This is a genomic window from Streptomyces sp. BHT-5-2 (genome assembly GCF_019774615.1).
In the GTDB taxonomy this organism is placed as follows: Bacteria; Actinomycetota; Actinomycetes; order Streptomycetales; family Streptomycetaceae; genus Streptomyces.
Genome location: NZ_CP081496.1, coordinates 1,321,830 through 1,342,480, shown reverse-complemented (window position 1 = coordinate 1,342,480; position 20,651 = coordinate 1,321,830). Strand labels below are relative to the sequence as shown.

At 72.1% G+C, this 20,651-nt stretch carries 18 protein-coding genes, 1 tRNA gene and 4 pseudogenes; 16 read left to right on the top strand and 7 right to left on the bottom strand.

Annotation, left to right across the window (positions count from 1 at the left end):
* Nucleotides 1-19 precede the first annotated feature (19 nt).
* Together K2224_RS05835 and K2224_RS05830 are read right to left on the bottom strand one after the other, a co-directional pair.
* Nucleotides 20-913, bottom strand: a complete 894-nt coding sequence (locus tag K2224_RS05835; protein WP_221905564.1) for a CoA ester lyase — start codon at nucleotides 911-913, stop codon at nucleotides 20-22.
* Nucleotides 914-917: 4 nt separating this feature from the next.
* A complete protein-coding gene (locus K2224_RS05830; protein ID WP_221905563.1) occupies nucleotides 918-1,988 on the bottom strand; it encodes a CoA ester lyase in 1,071 nt (356 codons plus the stop codon).
* Between the two features lie 508 nt (nucleotides 1,989-2,496).
* Here K2224_RS05830 and K2224_RS05825 point away from each other — a divergent pair.
* The 5 genes and pseudogenes from K2224_RS05825 to K2224_RS40240 form a co-directional block, all read left to right on the top strand.
* Entirely contained in the window at nucleotides 2,497-2,835 is a 339-nt protein-coding gene (locus K2224_RS05825; protein WP_260693414.1) for an RNHCP domain-containing protein, read from the top strand.
* A 25-nt stretch (nucleotides 2,836-2,860) separates the two neighbouring features.
* Nucleotides 2,861-3,304, top strand: coding sequence for an RNHCP domain-containing protein (locus K2224_RS05820; RefSeq protein ID WP_221905561.1), 444 nt, complete (start codon nucleotides 2,861-2,863; stop codon nucleotides 3,302-3,304).
* A 104-nt stretch (nucleotides 3,305-3,408) separates the two neighbouring features.
* Nucleotides 3,409-6,612: a BTAD domain-containing putative transcriptional regulator gene (locus K2224_RS05815; protein ID WP_221905560.1), complete on the top strand. Its 3,204-nt coding sequence runs from the start codon at nucleotides 3,409-3,411 to the stop codon at nucleotides 6,610-6,612.
* A 79-nt stretch (nucleotides 6,613-6,691) separates the two neighbouring features.
* Nucleotides 6,692-7,081: a hypothetical protein gene (locus tag K2224_RS05810; protein ID WP_221905559.1), complete on the top strand. Its 390-nt coding sequence runs from the start codon at nucleotides 6,692-6,694 to the stop codon at nucleotides 7,079-7,081.
* A 66-nt stretch (nucleotides 7,082-7,147) separates the two neighbouring features.
* Nucleotides 7,148-7,339: pseudogene (locus tag K2224_RS40240) on the top strand (winged helix-turn-helix domain-containing protein); the annotation flags it as partial.
* Here the strand turns inward: K2224_RS40240 and K2224_RS40235 are convergent.
* Genes K2224_RS40235 through K2224_RS05800 form a run of 3 tightly spaced genes read right to left on the bottom strand, consistent with a single transcriptional unit; the run spans nucleotide 7,333 to nucleotide 9,303 of the window.
* On the bottom strand, nucleotides 7,333-7,464 hold the full coding sequence (locus K2224_RS40235) for a hypothetical protein (RefSeq protein ID WP_260692342.1): 132 nt from the start codon (nucleotides 7,462-7,464) through the stop codon (nucleotides 7,333-7,335). The pseudogene K2224_RS40240 and the gene K2224_RS40235 overlap by 7 nt on opposite strands.
* Nucleotides 7,465-7,513: 49 nt before the next feature.
* Nucleotides 7,514-8,596 (bottom strand): cell wall metabolism sensor histidine kinase WalK, encoded by a 1,083-nt coding sequence (locus K2224_RS41295; protein ID WP_221905558.1) that lies wholly within the window; start codon nucleotides 8,594-8,596, stop codon nucleotides 7,514-7,516.
* The gene (locus K2224_RS05800) at nucleotides 8,593-9,303 is read right to left on the bottom strand and encodes a response regulator transcription factor (protein WP_221905557.1); all 711 of its coding nucleotides are present in this window, start codon (nucleotides 9,301-9,303) and stop codon (nucleotides 8,593-8,595) included. Before K2224_RS05800 ends, K2224_RS41295 begins: the two co-directional genes overlap by 4 nt.
* Nucleotides 9,304-9,488: 185 nt before the next feature.
* Here K2224_RS05800 and K2224_RS05795 point away from each other — a divergent pair, with 185 nt between their 5' ends.
* From K2224_RS05795 to K2224_RS05765, 7 genes and pseudogenes are all read left to right on the top strand, one after another.
* Entirely contained in the window at nucleotides 9,489-10,493 is a 1,005-nt protein-coding gene (locus K2224_RS05795) for a DUF1259 domain-containing protein (RefSeq protein ID WP_221905556.1), read from the top strand.
* A gap of 191 nt (nucleotides 10,494-10,684) precedes the next feature.
* Nucleotides 10,685-11,725 carry a YncE family protein gene (locus K2224_RS05790; protein WP_221905555.1) on the top strand — a complete coding sequence of 347 codons (1,041 nt, stop codon included), beginning with the start codon at nucleotides 10,685-10,687 and terminating at the stop codon, nucleotides 11,723-11,725.
* Between the two features lie 210 nt (nucleotides 11,726-11,935).
* Nucleotides 11,936-12,214, top strand: a pseudogene (locus tag K2224_RS05785) (transposase); the annotation flags it as partial.
* A gap of 131 nt (nucleotides 12,215-12,345) precedes the next feature.
* Nucleotides 12,346-12,609: pseudogene (locus K2224_RS05780) on the top strand (LysR family transcriptional regulator); the annotation flags it as partial.
* 67 nt (nucleotides 12,610-12,676) lie between these two features.
* Nucleotides 12,677-12,808, top strand: a pseudogene (locus tag K2224_RS05775) (DUF6192 family protein); the annotation flags it as partial.
* Between the two features lie 38 nt (nucleotides 12,809-12,846).
* Nucleotides 12,847-14,058, top strand: a complete 1,212-nt coding sequence (locus K2224_RS05770; RefSeq protein WP_221905554.1) for an MFS transporter — start codon at nucleotides 12,847-12,849, stop codon at nucleotides 14,056-14,058.
* A gap of 35 nt (nucleotides 14,059-14,093) precedes the next feature.
* Nucleotides 14,094-14,888, top strand: a complete 795-nt coding sequence (locus K2224_RS05765) for an alpha/beta fold hydrolase (protein WP_221905553.1) — start codon at nucleotides 14,094-14,096, stop codon at nucleotides 14,886-14,888.
* Nucleotides 14,889-15,467: 579 nt separating this feature from the next.
* Here K2224_RS05765 and K2224_RS05760 read toward each other — a convergent pair.
* Nucleotides 15,468-15,541, bottom strand: a tRNA-Gly gene (locus K2224_RS05760).
* Nucleotides 15,542-15,811: 270 nt separating this feature from the next.
* Between K2224_RS05760 and K2224_RS05755 the strand changes: the two genes are divergently transcribed.
* The 4 genes from K2224_RS05755 to K2224_RS05740 all read left to right on the top strand — a co-directional run bounded on the left by K2224_RS05755 (nucleotide 15,812) and on the right by K2224_RS05740 (nucleotide 18,980).
* Nucleotides 15,812-15,970: a hypothetical protein gene (locus K2224_RS05755; RefSeq protein WP_221905552.1), complete on the top strand. Its 159-nt coding sequence runs from the start codon at nucleotides 15,812-15,814 to the stop codon at nucleotides 15,968-15,970.
* Between the two features lie 139 nt (nucleotides 15,971-16,109).
* Complete coding sequence (dcd, locus tag K2224_RS05750) at nucleotides 16,110-16,685, top strand: dCTP deaminase (RefSeq protein WP_221905551.1); 576 nt, start codon at nucleotides 16,110-16,112, stop codon at nucleotides 16,683-16,685.
* A gap of 69 nt (nucleotides 16,686-16,754) precedes the next feature.
* The gene (locus K2224_RS05745) at nucleotides 16,755-17,252 is read left to right on the top strand and encodes a phosphoribosyltransferase (RefSeq protein WP_018539917.1); all 498 of its coding nucleotides are present in this window, start codon (nucleotides 16,755-16,757) and stop codon (nucleotides 17,250-17,252) included.
* A gap of 162 nt (nucleotides 17,253-17,414) precedes the next feature.
* Nucleotides 17,415-18,980 (top strand): ricin-type beta-trefoil lectin domain protein, encoded by a 1,566-nt coding sequence (locus tag K2224_RS05740; protein WP_221905550.1) that lies wholly within the window; start codon nucleotides 17,415-17,417, stop codon nucleotides 18,978-18,980.
* Between the two features lie 212 nt (nucleotides 18,981-19,192).
* Here the strand turns inward: K2224_RS05740 and K2224_RS05735 are convergent, their stop codons facing one another.
* Nucleotides 19,193-20,113: a Yip1 family protein gene (locus K2224_RS05735; RefSeq protein ID WP_221909451.1), complete on the bottom strand. Its 921-nt coding sequence runs from the start codon at nucleotides 20,111-20,113 to the stop codon at nucleotides 19,193-19,195.
* Between the last annotated feature and the right edge of the window lie 538 nt (nucleotides 20,114-20,651).

Below are 20,651 nucleotides of genomic sequence, written 5' to 3'. Positions count from 1 at the left end.
CGGCACGTCGAGGCCCGGCCTACTCCCTCACGTCCGCCACCGCCGCCGCCAGTGCCAGCACCCGCCGCGCCTCCTCCACATGCAGGTTCTCGATCATCCGGCCGTCCACCGTGACCACTCCACGGCCCTCCCGGCCCGCCTCCTCGAACGCGTCGATGATCTTCCGCGCCCGTGCCACCTCCGCCTCGGCCGGCGCGAACGCCCGGTTGCACGGCTCGATCTGCGACGGATGGATCAGCGTCTTGCCGTCGAACCCGAACTGCTGCCCCTGGACGCACTCCGCCTCGAACCCGGCCAGGTCCTTGACGTCGTTGAACACCCCGTCCAGGATCGCCTTCCCCGCCTCCCGGGCCGCCAGCAGCGCCAGCGACAGCCCGGTCAGCAGCGGCGCCCGGCCCGGCACATGCGCGGCGTGCAGTTCCTTCGCCAGGTCGTTGGTGCCCATCACCAGCACCGTCAGCCGCTCGCTCGCGCCGGCCACCGCACGGGCGTCCAGCATCGCCCGCGGCGTCTCCACCATCGCCCAGATCGCCGTGCGGTCCGGGGCGCCGGCCGCCTCCAGCCGCCGCTCGACCTCCCGCACGGTCTCCGCGGACTCCACCTTCGGCACCACCACCGCGTCCGGACCGGCCTGCGCCGCCGCCCGCAGATCGTCCGCGAACCACTGGGTCCCCGGCCCGTTGACGCGGATCGTGACCTCCCGGCGGCCGTACGCGCCGCCGGCCACCGCCGCCGCGACCCGCTCCCGCGCCGCCTCCTTGGCGTCCGGGGCGACCGCGTCCTCCAGATCCAGGATCAGCCCGTCCGCCGGCAGCGACGCCGCCTTCTGCAGCGCCCGCTCGTTGGCGCCCGGCATGTACAGCACCGACCGTCGCGCCCGCACGCTTCCCTGTTCTCCGCCCGTCGTACCCATGGCCCTACTCCGCTCCCTCGCCGCTCGCCGCCGCATACGCCGCCCGCAGCTCGGGATCCCGTGCCACCAGCGCCTCGGCCAGCTCCACCACCACCTGGCACTGCTTGAACGTGGCGTCGTCCTGCATCTTCCCGTCGATCATCACCGCACCGGTGCCGTCGCCCATCTCCGCGATGACCCGGCGCGCCCAGGCGACCTCCGCCGGCGCCGGCGAGAACACCTTCTTCGCGATCCCGATCTGCACCGGGTGTAGGCTCCACGCCCCCACGCAGCCCAGCAGGAACGCGTTGCGGAACTGGTCCTCGCACGCCACGGTGTCCTTGATGTCGCCGAACGGCCCGTAGTACGGCAGGATCCCGTGCGCGGCGCAGGCGTCCACCATCCGCGCGATCGTGTAGTGCCACAGGTCCTGCTGGAACACCGCCCGCGGCGCGTCCGCCGCACCCGGCACGGGGTCCTCCCGGACGAGGTAGCCGGGGTGTCCGCCGCCCACCCGCGTCGTCTTCATCCGCCGGCTCGCCGCCAGGTCCGCAGGCCCCAGCGACATTCCCTGCATCCGCGGGCTGGCCCCGGCGATCTCCTCGACGTTGGCGACCCCGCGCGGCGTCTCCAGGATCGCGTGCAGCAGGATCGGCCGCCGCACCCCGGCCTTCGCCTCCAACTGCGCCACCAGCCGGTCGACATAGTGGATGTCCTCGGCGCCCTCGACCTTCGGCACCATGATCACGTCGAGCTGGTCGCCGATCTCGGTGACCAGCGTCAGCAGGTCGTCCAGTGCCCACGGCGAGTCCAGGCTGTTGATCCGGGTCCACAGCTGCGTCTCGCCGAAGTCGGTCGCGCGGGCGATCTCGACCAGCCCGTTGCGTGCCGCTTCCTTGCGGTCCGCGGCGACCGCGTCCTCCAGATTCCCCAGCAGCACATCGACGTCCGGCGCGATGTCCGGCACCTTGGCCGCCATCCGCGGGTTTCCCGGATCAAAGAAGTGGATCATCCGCGACGGTCGGAACGGCACCTCCCGCACCGGTTCCGGAGCCCCGACGGCCAGCGGACGGAAAAAGTCCTTCGGAGAGCGCACACTGCCTCCCAGTCGCACCGATCACCCGGCCCGGAGCCGGCCAACGGCGCACACTCTAGGCCCGCGACCCCCCGCTTGTTACCGCGCAGTACGTGTGCCGTTGATCACGGACCGCGAAGAGCCCGACGAGCCCGCCGGTCGCCCGCCCGGCCGGGCGCGGTCGCCCGCCCGCGAGTAATCCGTTGACACTCCGGCGCCGCCCTTGTTGGCTGAGGGCCGCGAGCCAACGCTCCGCGATCCGTTCCCCTCTGGGCACCCGCCCTGGAAACAGGTGTTTATGTTCCGGCCCGCGCCGAGTGCGCCTCGTCGTACCGCGTAACCGTCCGCCTCCGCCGCCCTTCCCGCGGCCGCCACCGGACGTCCGCCGCCGGTACCCCCTCCCCATCGAGGCCGCTCGGCCTGCTCTTGCTGTCATGACCCACCTCTCAGCAAGGAGCTCCGGGTGTCCGACCCGACCCACCCCGCGAACGCCGACCGCAACACCGCCCCCGACGCGTACCACACCCCCCTGAAGACCGACACCTTCGCCTGCGCCTGGTGCGGTCTGACCGTCTCCGCGGACGACGCCGACGGCGCCCGGCGCAACCACTGCCCCTCGTGCCTGCACTCCCGGCACGTCCTGGACCACGTCGAGGGCGGCCCCAGCACGTGCCACGGCCGGATGTCCCCGATCGCCGTCGCCGTGCCGCGCACCGGCGACTGGCAGGTCGTCCACCGCTGCGTGCGCTGCGACGAACTGACCTCCCATCCCGTCCGCCCCGACGACAACCAGCTCGTCCTGATGCGGATGGCGGTCCGGCCACTCGCCCAACCGCCGTTCCCGCTTGAGGCGTTCGGCACCCTCTGACCCCGTCCGGAAGGAGGAACGCACCATGCCACGACGCACCAACGCACCCGACCGCGCCCGTACGCGCCGCCCCCAGCGGCACAAATCCGTCCTCCGCGAACGGAACCGGGACCGGAACCGGGGCGATCACCGCGCCGACGCCTTCCGCTGCGCGGGCTGCCGGCTCGACGTGCCGACGACCGCCCCGGGCACCGCCCACCGCAACCACTGCCCGAACTGCCTGACCAGCCGCCACCTGGACGACCGGATCCCCGGCGACCGCGCCGCGGACTGCCGCGGCCGCATGGAGGCGGTGGCCATGTCCGTCCGGCCGGACGGCGAATGGCTGCTCATCCACCAGTGCCTGACCTGCGCCCGCCTCGGTGCCAACCGCATCGCCGGCGACGACAACCCCCTGGCCCTGGTCCACCTCGCCCTCAAACCCCTCCGTGACCCCACCTTCCCCACCCGAGCCCTCCTCGCCCTGTGACCACCCCCGGGGCCGTACGGACCGACGGCCCCGGGGAGGCAACTCACCTCCTGCCGGGAGAGGTTCGCCCCGAGCGTCCACCGCCCCCATGCCAAAATCACCCCGTGCAGATCGGGATGCTGGGGCCGTTGGAGGTGCGCGCGGACGACGGGGGTCTGGTCGAGGTGCCGGGCGCGCGGTTGCGCGGGCTGCTGGTCGCGCTCGCGCTCAGGCCGGGCCAGGTGGTCCCGAAGGCGGCGCTCGTGGACTGGATCTGGGGGGAGCACCCGCCCGCCGAGGCGGTGAACGCCCTCCAGCGCCTGGTTTCCCGGCTGCGGAAGGCACTGCCGGCCGGGGCGGTCGAAGGGCGGCCGGACGGCTACCGGTTGACGCTGGCGGCCGACGCCGTCGACGCCGTGCGGTTCGAGCGCCTCGTCGTCGCGGGCCGGGCCCGTACCGAGGACACCTGCCGACGGGCGCGGCTGCTGCGCGAGGCCCTCGACCTGTGGCGCGGCGCGGCCGCGCAGGACGCCGGCCCGCCGGACAGCGCCGCGTTCGACGCCGCGGTCGTCCGGCTGGAGGCGTTGCGCCTGACCGCCACGGAGGAGTGGGTCGACGCGGAGATCGCCCTCGGGCGCGGCGCGGAGCGGGTCGCGGAGCTGACCGACCTGGTGGCCGCGCACCCGGTGCGGGAACGGCTCGTCGCCGCGCTGATGCGCGCCCTGGCCGCGGCCGGTCGCGACAGCGAGGCGCTGCTGGTGTACCAGCGCGCACGGGAGGCCCTGGCCGACGCGCTGGGCGCCGACCCCTCGCCGGAACTGGCCGCGTTGCACGTCGCGCTGCTGCGGGGCGAGTTGGGGCGCGGCGGGCCGGGGCAGGGGGAAGCGGGCCGCCGGACCAATCTGCGCGCCGAGCTGACCACCTTCGTCGGCCGGGACGCCGAGGTCGCCGCGGTCCGCGAGCTGCTGGCCGAGCACCGGCTCACCACCGTGGTCGGGCCGGGCGGCTCGGGAAAGACCAGGCTGGCCGCCGAGACCGCGCGCACGCTGCTCGGCGAACTGCCCGACGGTGCCTGGCTGGTGGAGCTCGCCGGCCTCGGCGCGCACGGCGACGTGGGCGACGTCGCGCAGTCGACGCTGACCGCCCTCGGCCTCCGGGACGCCCTGCTCGGCGGCACCTCGAACGCGGAGCCGACGGCCCGGCTCGTCGCCGCGGTCCGCGACCGGGAGGCGCTGCTGATCCTGGACAACTGCGAGCACGTGATCGAGTCCGCGGCGCGTTTCGCCCACCGGGTGCTCGGGGAGTGCCGGCGGCTGCGGATCCTGGCGACGAGCCGGGAACCGCTCGGGATCACCGGCGAGGCGCTGTGGCCGGTCGAGCCGCTGGCCCTGCCGGAGGGCGGCGCCGGCCCGGAGGAGTGCGCGTCCGCCCCCGCCGTCCGGCTGCTGCGGGACCGGGCCGGGGCGGTGCGCCGGGATCTGGCGGCGGACGCCGGCACGCTGGCGACGATGGTGCGCGTCTGCCGGGCACTGGACGGGATGCCGTTGGCGATCGAACTGGCCGCGGCCCGCTTGCGCACCATGTCCGTCGACCAGCTCGCGGGCCGACTCGACGACCGGTTCCGCCTGCTGACCGGCGGCAGCCGGACCGCGCTGCCGCGGCACCGGACGCTGCGCGCGGCGGTCGACTGGAGCTGGGAACTGCTCACCGACGCCGAGCGGACGGTGCTGCGCAGGCTCTCGGTGTTCGCCGGCGGGGCGAGCCTGGAGGCGGCCGAACGCGTCTGCGCGGCCGACACCGGCGACACCGGCGACTCCGGCGACACCGGCGGTACGGTCGCGCCGGAGCAGGTACTGGAACTGCTCACCGCACTGACCGAGAAGTCACTGCTGCGCGCCGAGGACGGCACCGCCCCGCGCTACCGCATGATCGGCACGATCCGGGAGTACGCCGGACACCGGCTGGCCGAGGCGGGGGAGGCTGAGCCGGCGCGCCACGCGCATCTCGCGTACTTCACCGAACTCGCCGAGACCGCGGAGCCGCACCTGCGCCGCGCCGGTCAACTGCACTGGCTGGCCACGCTGGAGGCCGAGCACGACAACATCGGCGCGGCGATGCGCGGCGCCCTCGCGGCCGGCGAGGCGCAGGCGGCGCTGCGGCTCGCGGCGGGCGCCGGCTGGTACTGGTGGCTCAGCGGCCGCAAGACCGAGGGCCTGGAGCTGATCACCGCCGCCACCAGGGTGCCCGGCAGGACGACCGACGACGTCCGGGCCACGGCGTACGCCCTGGTCGTGCTGTTCCTGAACTCCGGTTGGGGTGACGAACACAGCGCCGCGGAGTGGATCCACCAGGCGTACGAACTCAGCCTGCGCTGCCGGCACCGCCACCCGCTGCTGGGGTTCGTCGCCCCGCTGGAACGCATGCTCCGGGCACCGGACGCGTCCCTGTCCGCCTTCGAGCCGCTCCTGGACGACGAGGACCCCTGGGCACGCGCACTGGCCCGGCTGCACCTGGGCAAGATGCGGATCGTGCTCGGCCGGGACGGGCGGGAGGCGGACGCGCATCTGGAGGCGGCGCTCGCCGAGTTCCGGGCGCTCGGCGAACGGTTCGGGACCTCGTTCGCGCTGACCGAACTGGCCGACCGGCTCGCCGTACGGGGCGAGTTCGCCGCCGCGTGCGCGCACTACGAGCGGGCGATCGCGGCCGTCACCGAGATCGGCGCCACCGAGGACCTCATCGGGATGCGGTCGCGGCAGGCGCGCCTCCACCGGCTGCTCGGCGACGGGGAGGCCGCCGCGGCCGCCGTCGCCGAGGCGCAGCGGTGCGCGGAGCGGGTCACCTGGCCGAACGCACTGGCCGAGCTGTCCCTCGTGAAGGCGGAACTCGCCCGTTGGGACGGCGACCCCGAGGAGGCCCGCAAACAACTCGCCCTCTTCGTACGCCTGTTGGGCGACGAGGCCGAACGGGCGAACACCCGCGCGGCCACCCACGACCTGCTCGGCTACCTCACCGACGACCTCGACGAGGCCCGGGCGCACCGCGCGGCGGCCTGCGCCGCGGCGGCCGAGGCCGGACACGCGCCGCTGATCGCGCAGGTGCTCGTCGGGGTCGCGGACCTGGCCCTGCGCCGCGACGAGCCCGAGCAGGCCGCACGGCTGCTCGCGGCGAGCGCGCGGGTCCGCGGCGCGTGGGACCGCTCCCACCCGGACGCCACCCGCATCGAGCACACCACCCGCCACCGCCTCGGCAACGCCCGCTTCACCGAACTGTCCCAGCGGGCCGCCCACCCCGACTGGCCTCAACTCGCCGAATCCACCCTCACCCCCTGAACACACGGCTCACCACACCCTCGCCTCGGCCGCCGTGCCAGGAGTGCTGTCAGCCCGGTGACCGTCCGGTGGCCGCCCGGTGGCCGCCCGGCGTCAGGGCGCCGGAGGAGCGTGGCGGCTGTCATCACTTCAGCGAGCGCGGCCGCGGGGCCGCGGAAAACCGGGGAACCACGCGATCCCCCTCCAGGGCCACCCGGAACCACCGGGCCCGCACACCACGGCTCGCCCGGCGAAGAGCGGCTACGGTCTCGGCCCGTTCGTCCAGAAGACGGGACCGAACTGCGGCGGCACCCGCTGCACCCACGACGGCCACGTCCAGGGCCACGCGACGCTGATGTACAGCCCGCCCGACGGCAGCAGGACCCTGGACGCGTCGTTCACCTACGCGGAGGACGCCGCCCGGTCCCAGGCCCAGGCGTACCAGAAGGCGGTACAGACGCGGGTGACGGGAATCGAACCCGCGCTCTGAGCTTGGGAATCAACGGGGTCATCAGTCGCTATTGGGTAGCTGGCCTGCGTAAACGCGGCCTGTGAGGCAGAGCAGTGCGCCGCGTCCCGGACCGTGGTGAGCCAGCATCTGGCGAAGCTACGGCTGGCGGGGCTGGTGGAGGCGCGGCGGGAGGGGAGGCACATCTACTACAGCCTTCGGGACGGGCATCTGCGGCGGCTGGTGATGGAGGCTCTCAGGCATGCCGATCACCGCGTCAGCGGCGCGGCCGTTCACGAGGTGACCTGGAGGGTTTCAGTCCCGCCGAGCCGGACGCATGCCGCGGGGCCGGCGAGGCCGGTCAGCAGCCATGGCGTGTGCCCGTCCGTGCAGTGGACGTTGTCCGGTCCATCAACGCTCCGCATGGCCAGTACGTTCTGAAGGCAACCAGGGTTGCATGGTGCTTGGGGTGCATCAAGCGGGCCTGGGCGGCGGAGGCAAGGCGGGGAGGGTGATCCATACGACGGCGCCGCCGTCGGGGTGGTTGTAGGCGCCGCACCCGCCGCCGGCGGCGCGGGCGATGGCGGCGGTGATGGCCAATCCGAGGCCGGTTCCGCTGGTTGCGCGGGAGCGGTCGGCCTGGGTGAAGCGGTCGAAGGCGTGCGGGAGGAAGTCGGGCGGGAAGCCCTGGCCGTGGTCGCGGACCTCGATGCGGACCTGCTTCTCATAGGCGCCAGCGGTGACTTCCACGGGGCCGCGGCCGTGCCGCTGGGCGTTGTGGACCAGGTTCGTCACCGCTCGTTCCAGTCGGTCGCGCGGGACGGCCGCGGTCAGTCCGTCGGGGCAGCCGACGGTGACGGCCCTGCCGGGGGAGCCGTTGCGCAGGCGGGCGGCCACACGGTGCAGGAGCCGGGCCAGGTCGGGCACGGCCGACCCGGTGGGGGTGGTGTCGCGGCGGTCGGTGCGGGCTAGGAGCAGCAGGTCCTCGGAGAGTTGGACGAGCCGTTCGGTCTCCTCGTGCGCGGAGACGAGGGCGGCGCGCAGTTCGGCGGCGTCGCGGGGGTGCCGGAGGGCGAGTTCGATCTCGGTGCGCAGCAGGCTGAGCGGGGTACGCAGTTCGTGGCTGGCGTCGGCGACGAAGAGTCGCTCGTGGTCGAGGGCGGTCTGCAGGCGGGTGAGCATGTCGTTGAGGGTGATGGCGAGGCGGGCGATCTCGTCGCGGCTGGGTGGTACGTCGAGGCGGTGGCCGGGGGTGTCCTCGGTGACGGCGGCGGCCTGGGTGCGCATACGTTCCACCGGGCGCAGGGCCGCGGCGGCCAGCAGGTAGGCGCCGATGGTGGCGAGCACGAAGACGAGGGGCAGGGCGGTGAGCAGTTCGCGGACCAGGTCGTCGAGGGCTTCCTGCTGGGCCTGGCGGGCGACACCGGTGACGGCGCCGTACTCGCTCTGGGACTCGTGGAAGCGGCTGAGGGTGAGATAGCCGGCACCGGCCAGGACCAGAGCCATCACGGCGGCGAAGATCGCGGTGAGGCGGATGCGGAGCGGGATGCGGTTCATGATGTGCTGGGGATGCTGCGGGTGGTGGTGCGTCCGCCGTCGCGGCGGATCCGGTATCCCGCGCCGCGGACGGTCTCGACGGCCCGGGTGCCGTAGGGGCGGTCGATCTTGTCACGCAGGGACTTGATGTGGGCGTCGACCACGTTGGAGCCGGGGCAGGTGCCCAGGTCCCAGCAGTGCTCGACGAGCATGGCGCGGGTCAGTACGGTGCCGGGGCGGTGCATGAGCGCCTCCAGGAGGGCGTACTCCTTGCCGGTCAGAGGGATCTCCTTGTCGCCGCGCCGCACCGTCCGGGTGGCCGGGTCCAGTGACAGGTCGCCGGCGGTAAGGATGGCCGGGCGCTCGAACGGGCCGTGGCGGATCAGGACCCGCAGTCGCGCGAAAAGTTCCTCCAGGCTGAAGGGCTTGGTGAGGTAGTCGTCCGCGCCGCCGTCCAAGCCACGCACCCGGTCGGCGACGGCGTCCTTGGCGGTGAGCATCAGTACGGGCAGCCAGATGCCGCGTTTCCGGAGCGTCGCGCAGACCTGGAAGCCGTTCAGGCCCGGCAGCATCACGTCCAGCACCATCGCGTCGTAGGTGGCCACGTCGGTGAGGGCGAGGGCCTGTGCGCCGTCGGCGGCCACATCCACGGCGTAGCCCTCCTCGGTCAGGGCCCGGCGCAGCAGGTCCCGCATCTTGGGCTCGTCCTCGACCACCAGGATCCGCATCGCACCGTCCCTCGTCCGCTGCTGCCACGTGCGTCGTCATGTCTCTCACGATCGTCGGCGCCGCTCATGAAGGTGGCATGAAGACCCACCGGCTCGGGTGGATCTTCATGCCAGCTTCATCCGGGGCGGCTTCGCTGGCCACACAGGCACCTCGACTTCGACAACGATCTCGACGAGGAGTGGTCATGTCATCCCGTTCGCTCACCAAGCCGGCCGCGGGGACCACGGCCGCGCTCCTCCTGGTGACGGGCGCCGGCCTGCTGGCAGGCTGCGGCACCCAGGTGAGAAGCGACGCTGCCGGCGGTACGAGCGCGGTCGCGGCGCAGGCCGCCTCCCAGAACGACCACCTTCAGCAGCCCGTGCAGACCAAGGAGGCGGACTGGAAGCCGGTCGCCGACGCCCTCGGCCGTACCGGGACGCTGATGAAGGGCACCGTCTACCGCGTCCCACTGCCCCGCAAGGACCTCAAGGTCACCACCGAAGGCGTCACCATCAAGCCGGGCCTGTCGCTCGGCGGTTACGCGGCCTTCGCCAAGTACAAGCACACGACCATGCTGATGGGCGACCTGGTCGTCACCGAGGACGAACTGCCCAAGGTCACCGACGCGTTGCAGGCCGCCGGCATCGAGCAGACCGCGCTGCACAAGCACCTGCTCCAGCAGTCCCCGGCGATCTGGTGGACGCATGTCCACGCCATGGGCGACCCGGTGAAACTCGCCAAAGGGCTGAAGCACGCGCTGGACGCGACCGGTATCCCGCCTGCCTCGCCGCCCCCGTCCACTCAGCCGCCGATCGCCCTGGACACCGCCGGTATCGACAAGGCGCTCGGCCGCAAGGGCACCGCCGACGGCGGCGTCTACAAGTTCACCGTCGCCCGCAAGAACACCATCGACGACGGGGAGCACGTGCTCCCGCCCGCCCTCGGCCTGACCACCGGCATCAACTTCCAGCCCCTGGGCGGCGACAAGGCCGCCATCAACGGCGACTTCGTCATGACCGCCCCCGAGGTGCAGAAGGTCATCCAGGCGCTCCGCAAGGGCAACATCGACATCGTCGAACTCCACAACCACTCCCTGGACGAGCACCCACGCCTGTTCTACATGCACTTCTGGGCCACCGCCGACGGAGTCACCCTGGCCAAGGCACTGCGCCCGGCTCTGGACGCCACCGCGCCGGCGCCCGCGTCATGATCGGCGCGACGTGACCGGCCGAGGCCGGATCGACTGCGGTGCGACGCCGCCGGCGTTGCTCGCCGCGTGACCCTCGCCGTACCCCTCGTCGTCGCTGTACCGAACGACCCGGCCGTCCCGCCGCCGCTCACCACCCACGGGCAGCGGCGGGCCGCCCTCGCCGCTTCACCGCCACCCCGGAAAGCCCGCACATGATCCGTCGCCTCAGCCCCCGCGCCCTGCTGTCCCTGACCGTGGGTCTGGCGCTCGCCGTCGTCGCCGTCGTGGCCGGCGTACTGCTCACCCGCGGTGGTCAGCCGTCCAAGGTGGCTCTGCCGCTTCGCGTGGTGAAGGAAATCGCCCTGCCGGGGGACAGCTCCCGCTTCGACTACGCGAGCCTCGATCCCGACCGCGGGCTGCTGTTCATCGCCCACCTCGGCGCGAGCCAGGTCATCGAGGTGGACGTCCGCGCGGGCCGCGTCGTACGGACCATCGACGGTCTGCCCGGCGTCCACGGCGTGCTGGTCGTCCCCGCCCTGCACCGCGTGTACGCCACCGCCACCGACGCCAACCAGGTGGTCGCCATCAACGAGGCTACGGGCACCGTCCTGCACCGCAGCCCCACTGGCGACTACCCCGACGGACTGGCCTACGACCCGCTGCACGGCACGGTGTGGACCACCAACGAATCCGGCGGCTCGGAGACCGTCGTCGACGCCGCCACCGGAGCGGCCCGCGGCACCGTCCCCCTGGGCGGCGAGGCCGGCAACGTCGCCTACGACCCCACCACCCGGCAGATGCTCGTCGATGTCCAGACCCGCAACGAACTCGCCGTCATCGACCCGACCACCCTCCACATCACCCGACGCGTCCCCCTGCCCGGCTGCGAACACGACCACGGACTGATCCTCGCCCCCACCGACCGGCTGGCCTTCGTCGCGTGCGACGGCAACGCGCGCCTGCTCACCTTCGACCTGACCACCTGGCACATCACCGGAACCGACCAGGTCGGCGACGATCCCGACGTACTCGCCTACGACCCCACCGCCAACCATCTCTACGTGGCCGCGGAGTCCGGGTGGGTCACCACCGCCGACAACCACGACCGGTACCTCACCCTCACCGGTCGCGCCCACCTTGCCGACGGCGCCCACGTGGTCGCCGTCGACCCCACCACCCACCTCAGCTACTACCCCGTCCCGCACGGCCCCGGTGGACACCCCGCACTCCTCGTGTACCGGCCACTGCCGTGACCTTTCCGACGAGAGCGGCCGAATTCATGAGATTCACGGTTGCGTGGAGCATGTCTGAAAGATCGTGTAAGTCCGCGATGCGACAGGCCGGCCGAGGCTCAGCCTCGGGCCCTGGCCAGCCGGGACGGACAGAGCATGACGGACAACGAGAAGACCCCGGCCGTCGAGCCGGTCGAGGACAAGCTGGTGGACGAGGTCGTCGAGCGGCTGATGGACCGCGCCGATGCCTCGGGAGCATCCCTGCTGGGCGAAGGCGGGTTGCTGACCGAGGTCACCCGGGCCGTGCTGGAGCGGGCCCTGGACGTCGAGATGACCGAGCACCTGGGCTATGAGAAGCATGATCCGGTCGGCCGTGGGTCGGGTAACAGCCGCAACGGGACCTCGGCGAAGACTGTGCTCACCGACGCAGGTGCGGTCACGGTCGCCGTGCCCCGGGATCGCAACGGCTCGTTCGAGCCGAGGCTGGTGCCCAAGCACGTACGGCGCCTGGCGGGTTTCCACGAGGCTGAGGTCAGCTCGGCTGAGGCTGCGCCTTTGATCCTGCTGCAGGTCGGATGGGGCATCAACGCGCACCTGCGCAACGATCGTGAAGCCCCGGTGAACGATGGCGGGGTATGGGGATGTTGGAGCGGTACGAGCTGGAGGCGTTCCTGACGCTCGCCGAGGAGTTGCACTTCGGCCGCACCGCCGAGCGGCTGCACGTGTCCACGGCCCGGGTCAGCCAGACGATCGCCAAGCTGGCACGCCGCATCGGCGTGCCACTGTTCCACCGCACCAGCCGCCGGGTGGAACTGTCGCCGGTGGGGCGGCAGTTGTACGAGGAGACACGGCCCGCCTGGGACCGGATCGCCGACGCGGTTGCCGACGACCTGGCCGCCTTCCGGGAGGAGCGGGCGATCACCGGATCGACGATGCGGCAGCGGCATCGCCCCTTGGCGAAGTCGCCACGCTTCGCACCCGCAGAAAGCCGAACGGGGCCGGCAAGCCCGCGAGCACTTCGAGGACATCAGTCCGGTCGCCCCGGCGGTCCGTCACATCGACCGCACGGTGGAGTTCCTGCACGTGACCTGCACCGCACCGCATTGACTCTCACACCGATGTGAGACTTTAGCGTCCCGGTCATGACCACCAGCACCGCACGCCCGGCGACCGAGACCTCCGTCCCGTCCGTACAGCGCCGCAGCGCCGCCGCCCTGGCGGTGCTGACCGCGTGCGTGTTCGTCGTGGGTACAGCCGAGTGGGTCATGGTCGGGCTGCTGCCGCAGCTGTCGGCCGACTGGAACCGTCCGCTGCCCGCGGTCGGTTCCCTGGTGACCTGGTACGCCCTGGTGGTCACCGTCGCCGGGCCGCTGGTGACGGTGGGGATGCTGCGGCTGGCGCGGCGCCGAGCGTTGCTGGTGCTGCTGGGCGTGTTCGTCGCCGGCAACCTCGCCGCAGCCCTGGCCGGCAGCTTCAACATCCTGGTGGCGGCCCGGATGCTGACCGCGCTCACACACAGCACGGCGTTCGCGACGGCGATGGTGATCGCCGTTGGCATGGTGCCGGCGGCCCGCCGCGGCCGCGCCGTCGCCGTCGTGACGGCCGGCTGGAATCTGGCCACGGTCCTCGGTGCACCGCTGGGCACCTGGATCGGCGACCACTACGGCTGGCGCACCACCTTCTGGGCCATCGCGGCCCTCGCCGCTGTCGTGCTCTGCGGCGTGGCCGCCCTCGTCCGCCCGCCGGCGCCGCGTGAGGCCGCTCGTCACGAGGGCGAGGCGCGGGGTCTGCTCCGGCCCCGGGTGGCCCTGGTGCTGGCGATCATCGTGGTTGCACAGGGCGGGCTGTTCACCGCCTACACCTACATCGCGCCCTTGTTGCAGCAGGTCAGCGGCTTCACTCCGTCCGCCGTCACCACCCTGCTCGCCCTGTTCGGGCTGGGCGCGGTCGCCGGCAACATCCTCGGCGGTCGCCTGGCCGACCACACCCCCTGGGCCGGGCTGTGCGCCCTGCTGGTCGGCCTGGCCGGTGTACTCGCCGCGTTGAGCTTCACCAGCCGGATCCGGTGGACGGCCGCCGTCACCGTTCTGGTCCTCGGTGTCATCGCGTCCGCCCTCATCCCGCTGCTGCAAGACCGGGCACTGGCCGCCGCCCCGACCGCACCCACCCTGGTCACCGCGATCAGCGCCTCCGCATTCAACCTCGGCGTCGCCGGGGGCTCCCAGCTCGGCGGCCACGCCCTCACCGCCGGCCTCTCCCTGACCGATCTGCCCTGGACCGGCGCTCTGCTCGCCGGCGGCGCCGTGCTCATCGCCGCCGCAACCGTCCGCCACCACCGCACCAGCCAGCAGTGATCACCCGCTGCCGGAACTCAAGGAGAAGAACGAACATGTCCCCTGCTCTGCCGACCTCTCGCCTCGGCCGCATCGTGCGCGGCACCGGCCCCGGCCTGCTCCTAGCCCACGGTGCCGGCGGCGGCATCGACGCCAACTACGGCCCCATCATGGACACCCTGACCGCCCAGCACACCGTGATCGGCCCGGACTACCCGGGCACCGGCCGCACCGAACGTGCCGAGGCGCCGCTCACCCTCAACGGCCTCGCCGACGAACTGGTCGCCACCGCCGTCGAAGAGGGCCAGGACACCTTCGCCATCGCCGGGTATTCGCTTGGCGGCCCGGTCGCCATCCGGGCCGCCACCCGCCACCCCGACCGCGTCACCGCCCTCGTCCTGACGGCCGGCTTCGCCCACCCCAACCCGCGCTTCCTCCTCGCCGCCAAACTGTGGCGCGACCTGCTGTGCGCCGGAAATCTGGAGCAGCTGGCCGCCTTCGTCTCGTTGATCGGACTGAGCGCACCGGCCCTGGAAGCCATCGGCCAGGACGACCTGGACACCGCCCTGAAGACCACCGCGGCCACCACCCCGCCCGGCACGCCAGAGCACCTCGACCTGCTCATCGACCACGTCGATGTCCGGGCCGACCTCGCCGCACTGACCGTGCCGACCCTCGTCATCTCCACCACGCTCGATCAGCTCGTGACGCCACACCACCACCGGCAGCTCGCCGAAGCCATCCCCGGAGCGCGCTACGCCGAGATCGCCACCGGGCACCTCCCGTTCGTCGAGCAGCCCGAACAATGGGCCACCCTCATCCGCGACTTCCTCCGCGACAGCCACACCTGACGGCAGCCGGTCCTGTCTGGAGCCCGCTGAGCGCGTCGCGCTCGACCAGGGGGGCAAGGGTTACACCCTGCGTGTCACGGCTGTGTCAGCGGTCCACCGCCAACTCCTTGCCCGCTGCCAGCCGCTCGACGTTGGCCAGAGCGTCCCCGCGGTCCCGGCCCAGCGCAAGGCCCGCCGCGAGTACGAGAACCGGGTCAGCACACTCGTGCCGCCTGGACCGTGATCGTTCTCACCGATAACCGCTGCGCCGATGTTCCCCGAGGCAGGATCGGTGGCCGTCTTTCAGGTGACAGCCGAGCCACGCCCTGCTAATACTCCCGCCCGTGCTCGTCATGACGAGCACGGGCCAACTGCCGCTTTGTGGATGCGAATTCGCACAGCCGCCATCAATAGATGACGCACGTCATGGAAAACGCGTCTCGCCATTCGAGACGACTCTGCGCTCGGATGTCTTGAGTGGGGCGCAAACACCCCTCCAGTCAGGGAAATTCCGCGAGTTGGGGCACGTGGAGGGCGCGCGGGACATCGAGAGGTCTAGACAACAAACAAGGCCCAGGTCGCTGACCTGGACCTCAACTATGGAGCGGGTGACGGGAATCGAACCCGCGCTCTGAGCTTGGGAAGCTCATGTTCTACCATTAAACTACACCCGCGTAACGCCGATCCGAATGCTGGAGCCGGAGCGTTGCCGCACACTCTACCCCATCACCGCGCCGCGGTGTATTTGGCATGTCCGGGGGTGGATCGCGCCGGCCGTGGAGGGGCTTCCGAGGTGGGTGGGCCGGTGGTCCCCGGGGGCGGGACGCGGGTGCGGGGGAAGGGAGTTGAGGCGTACCGTGGGGCACCGGAGTGCCGCCTGCGAGTGCATCCAGTTCATCCCCTAATGTGGCTTTTGTTGTCCATGCAGTTGGGAGAGGGACTTGATGGAGCGCACCGTCGTACGTTGTGCCGAGGGGCACGTCTTCAGCACCGCTTCGTTCCCCATGCAGGCCACCGACCGGCTCGGTCCCGGACGGCTGCTGCGCTGCCCGCGCTGTGCCCGGTTGCGGCACTCGGTGCCCGTGGAGCACGCGAAGCGGTAGCAGCGGTCCCGGGGTCGCGGGAAGGTCGGCGGTGATCTTCACCCGTGACGTCGAGGTGGGCTTGCTGGAGGCCCGGTCCCTGGTGGGGCCGGGCCCTCGTCGTACGGAGGGGGGTGTGCGGACGCGTATCCTCGACTGCGTGCTTCTCTCAGACAAGGACATCCGGGCCGAGATCGACGCAGGTCGGGTGCGCATCGACCCCTACGACGAGTCGATGGTGCAGCCGTCCAGCATCGATGTGCGGCTCGATCGCTATTTCCGGGTGTTCGAGAATCACCGTTACCCGCACATCGACCCCGCCGTCGAGCAGCCCGACCTGACCCGTGAGGTCGTGCCGGAGGGCGACGAGGCGTTCATCCTGCACCCCGGCGAGTTCGTGCTGGCCTCGACGTACGAGGTCATCACGCTGCCCGACGACCTCGCCTCGCGGCTGGAGGGGAAGTCCAGCCTGGGGCGGCTGGGGCTGCTGACGCACTCCACCGCAGGGTTCATCGACCCGGGGTTCAGCGGGCACGTGACGCTGGAGCTGAGCAACGTCGCCACGCTGCCGATCAAGTTGTGGCCGGGCATGAAGATCGGGCAGCTGTGCATGTTCCGGCTGGCCTCGCCGGCGGAGCATCCGTACGGCAGCGAGCGCTACGGCTCGCGCTACCAGGGGCAGCGCGGTCCGACGCCGTCCCGGTCGTTCAAGAATTTCCACCGTACGCAGGTGTGAGGTACCTCGCGCAGGCGCGGGGCGGGGCCGTCGCGGGCCCCGGAGACGAAGAGAAGGTCTGGGAGAGTCGTGGGTGACGTGCGGGAGAACCTGACGTACGAGCGCTTCGGCGGAGCGATCCGTGAGCTGGCGCAGACGATCGCCGATGACGGGTACGAGCCCGACATCGTGCTGTCGATCGCCCGGGGCGGGGTGTTCGTGGCCGGCGGTCTGGCGTACGCGCTGGACTGCAAGAACATTCACCTGGTGAACGTCGAGTTCTACACCGGGGTGGGGACCACCCTGGAGATGCCGGTGATGCTCGCGCCGGTGCCCAACGCGATCGACTTCTCGGACAAGAAGGTGCTGATCGCGGACGACGTCGCCGACACCGGCAAGACGCTCAAGCTGGTCCACGACTTCTGCCTGGGGACCGTCGCCGAGGTCCGCAGCGCGGTGATCTACGAGAAGTCGCACTCGCTGGTGAAGTGCGAGTACGTCTGGAAGCGCACGGACGACTGGATCAACTTCCCCTGGAGCGTCGAGCCGCCGGTGGTCCGGCGCGAGGGCCAGATCCTGGACGCCTGAGCGCGGCGCCGTCCTGCGTCCCCGTTTTCCGCGAGCCCGCGTACTACGTGGGCTCGCGGGCGTTTTGTGGCGCGCGTTTCGGCCAGTTCTGTTCCGGGTGTTCCACCGGTCACTACCTCCGAGTAGAAACCGGCGGTAACAGCAGACCGGAGGGGAGGCCCCATGGTGCGTGCGAGACGCGGGCGAGGGCGGTGGCTGCGGGCCGCCGTGGCGGTGTCGGCGGCCGCGCTGACCGCCGCGTTCACGGTGACGGCGGGCGGGGCCGGTGCGGTGGGTGCCGGTGGCGCGGCGCCGGGTACCGCGGCGACGGCCGGGCGGCCGACCGTCCGGGCGCTGTCGCCGGATCTGGAGCGGATCCGGGCACGGGAGGCGACGAAGCTCTATGGCGACGCCGCCGTGCGGCCGCTCGACGAACGGAAGACCTCGCTGATCTCGCTGGGTGACAGCGAGATCTCCGGGGAGGGCGTCGGGACGTACGAGCCGGGGACCGACGGGCCCACCAACTGGTGCCACCGGTCGCCGGATTCGGCGATCCACCGGACCGGGATCGCCGCCGACGTGACGTACAACGCGGCGTGCTCGGGTGCCTACACCGGCAACATCCGGATCGGCGGCAGCAAGCAGTACGCCGACGAGCTGGTGCAGAGCGACAGCCTGGCGATCGCGGCGCGCAACACCCGGCTGAAAATGGTGCTGTTGGTCGCCGGCGCCAACGACGACCTCCAGTTCGGTCCGGTGATGACGGACTGCGTCGAGCGCTGGTTCCTGCTCCAGGGCACCTGCGAGCCGAAGTACCGGCCGGGGTGGCAGGCGCGCGTCGACGGCCTGGTGCCGAAGGTCGAGGCCACCGTGCGGGACCTGCGGACCGTGATGCGGGACGCCGGGTACGCCGACGACGACTACCGGTTCGTGGTGATGTCGTACCCGAGCCCGATCGGCCCGGACGTCGAGGACAACCCGCACTACCCGGGGAAGATCCCGGGCGGCTGCACCGGTTACACCTCGGACGCCGGCTGGGGCCGCAACACCGCGGTGCCGGCCTTCGAACGCGGCGTCCGCAAGATCGCGCAGGACACCGGCGCCACCTACCTCGACGCCTCGCGGCTCTTCCACGGCCACGAGGTGTGCATGGCCGACACCTGGGCCCGCGGGCTGTACGTCAACATCTCCAACCCCTTCCCGCCGGACGCCAATTCGGTCCGCCAGTCCTTCCACCCCAACGCGCGCGGGCACGGCGCGTTCGCGTCCTGCCTGACCCAGCTGTACGCGGCGCCGCAGCTGCGCGAGGCGTCCTGCACCGACCCGGCGAACACCGGGCAGCCCAAGCTGTACCCGGGCGCCTGGGACGACGCCTACCGGCCGCTGAAGAACGCCGCGACCGGCACCTGCATGGACGCCACCGGCGGGCTGTCCCGCAACGGCACCGCGGTCGGCGGCTGGGACTGCAACGGGCAGCGCAACCAGGGCTGGTGGTACGACCAGGACCGCAAGTCGCTGCACGTGGAGCTGACCCAGGCCCGGTGCCTGGACGTGCCGGGGGCCCGCTACGAGGCCGGCGCCGGGCTGGTGCTGTGGAACTGCTCGGGAGCGGCCAACCAGCGGTTCGTCCGGGCCGGCGGCAGCCTCCGGCCGGCCGCGGCGCCGTCGCTCTGCCTGACGCTGGGGGCGGCGAAGGACCCGCTGCGGCTCCAGAAGTGCGACGGCTCGGCCGCGCAGCGGTTCGCCTGACCGCCTGCCGCCGGCGGTGAACGGCCCGTCCCCGTAAGGGAAGCCGTAAGGGAAGCCGTACGCGCCAGCCGCCCGCGGGAGCCGCGGACGAAGGCCGTCCGTACGGGCGAGGGGCCCGCCCCGGGAGGTGCCTGAGGTACACGAGGTACGTCAGGCACCACTCCCGGAGCGGGCCCCTCCTTGCCGTGGGCCGGGCCGCGGACGCGCGTCGGCTACAGCGTGCCCAGCTTCACCAGGGCCAGCAGCGCGACCAGCTGGATCGCGGAGGCGCCCAGGGCCTTGGGCCACGGCAGGTCGTGCGACTTGCCGACCATCGAGGTCAGCAGATAGCCGGTGGCGAGCCAGGTGGCCCACCCCAGGACCTGCACCAGCGGGCTGTCGCCGCCCAGGAACATCGCGAAGAGCAGCCGCGGCGCGTCCGGGATCGTCATGACCAGCATGGACAGGCCGACGGTCGGCTGCCAGGCACCGTCGCCGCCCAGCTGGCGGGCCATGGTGTGGGTGACCGCGCCCAGGATCAGGCTGCCGATGATGAACATCACCGCGGTGATCAGCACCCACGGGATGCTGTTGCCGAGTGTGGCGTTGAGCACGTCCGCGCGGGCCTTGTCGAAGCCGAAGACGGCGAGCAGGCCGTAGCCGAAGGTGACGATCAGCGCCGGACCCCACAGCGCGTGGTCCCGCATCTGCCAGAACGTCGGCGTGGGCCGCAGCACGATGCCGGACAGCAGCTGCTTCCAGTGCAGCCGCGGACCGGCCGGCGGCGCGCTCGTCTGTCCGGCGCGGTAGGTGCCGCCCTGTGCGTACTGGCCGTCGCCGCCGTACTGGTCGTCGTACGCCCCGTAGGAGTCCGGGGCGTCGCCGACGCTGAACTGCTGGGTGTGACCCGGGGCGTTGTTGCGGTTGTCGTAGGGCGCGTACGACGGCTCCTGGGGCTGGTAGCCGCCGTCGGCGAAGTACTCGGGCTGCCCCTGCGGCGCCGGCCCGCCGTACGGCCGCGGTGCCGCCTGCCACTGACCCTGCGGGGGCGGGGACTGTTGCCCGTACGACGCCGGCGGCCCGTACGCGTGCGGCCCCTGGGGCCCCGCCTGCTGTCCGTCCTGCGCGGGCCGGGCATCCCGTCCGCGCCCCATCCTGAATCCAGCCACGCCTTCGAAAGTACCTGGTCCCGCGGGGCGGTGGGCCCCGGCGGAAAGCCGATGGCTCCTTTGGAGCCATGCTGTGACATCCCCTAGGGGTTCCCCCTCCGGGGGTGTGCCCCCCCACGTCGTCGGCTTTCCCGCCGTGCGGGTTCCTGTTTTTGCGCCTGGCGGCCCCTCCGCTGCGCGGGGGCTGTTCCGGCCCGCTTCGCGGGCATTGCCGTTCCGCTGCGCGGGGCTGTTGGGTGCGGTGACGGGCCTCCGGGGCAGGGGGTGTGTCCGGACTGCTGCGCTTTACGTCCGGACACACCCCCTGCCCCTCCGACCCGTCCCCTCCCGTGGGTGGTCATGGAAAACGGTGGGCGGGGTGCACCCCGGTGGTTGTCTGACGGTCGTCTATCGGGGGGCTGCCGGTCACCCATCAGTCCGGGGCCTGCACCGGCCCACCGGCCTCCAGCCCCAACTGGCCTGTAGCCCACCCGTCACCGCACCCGACAGCCCCGCGCAGCGGCAACGCAAAAGGAAGACGGCC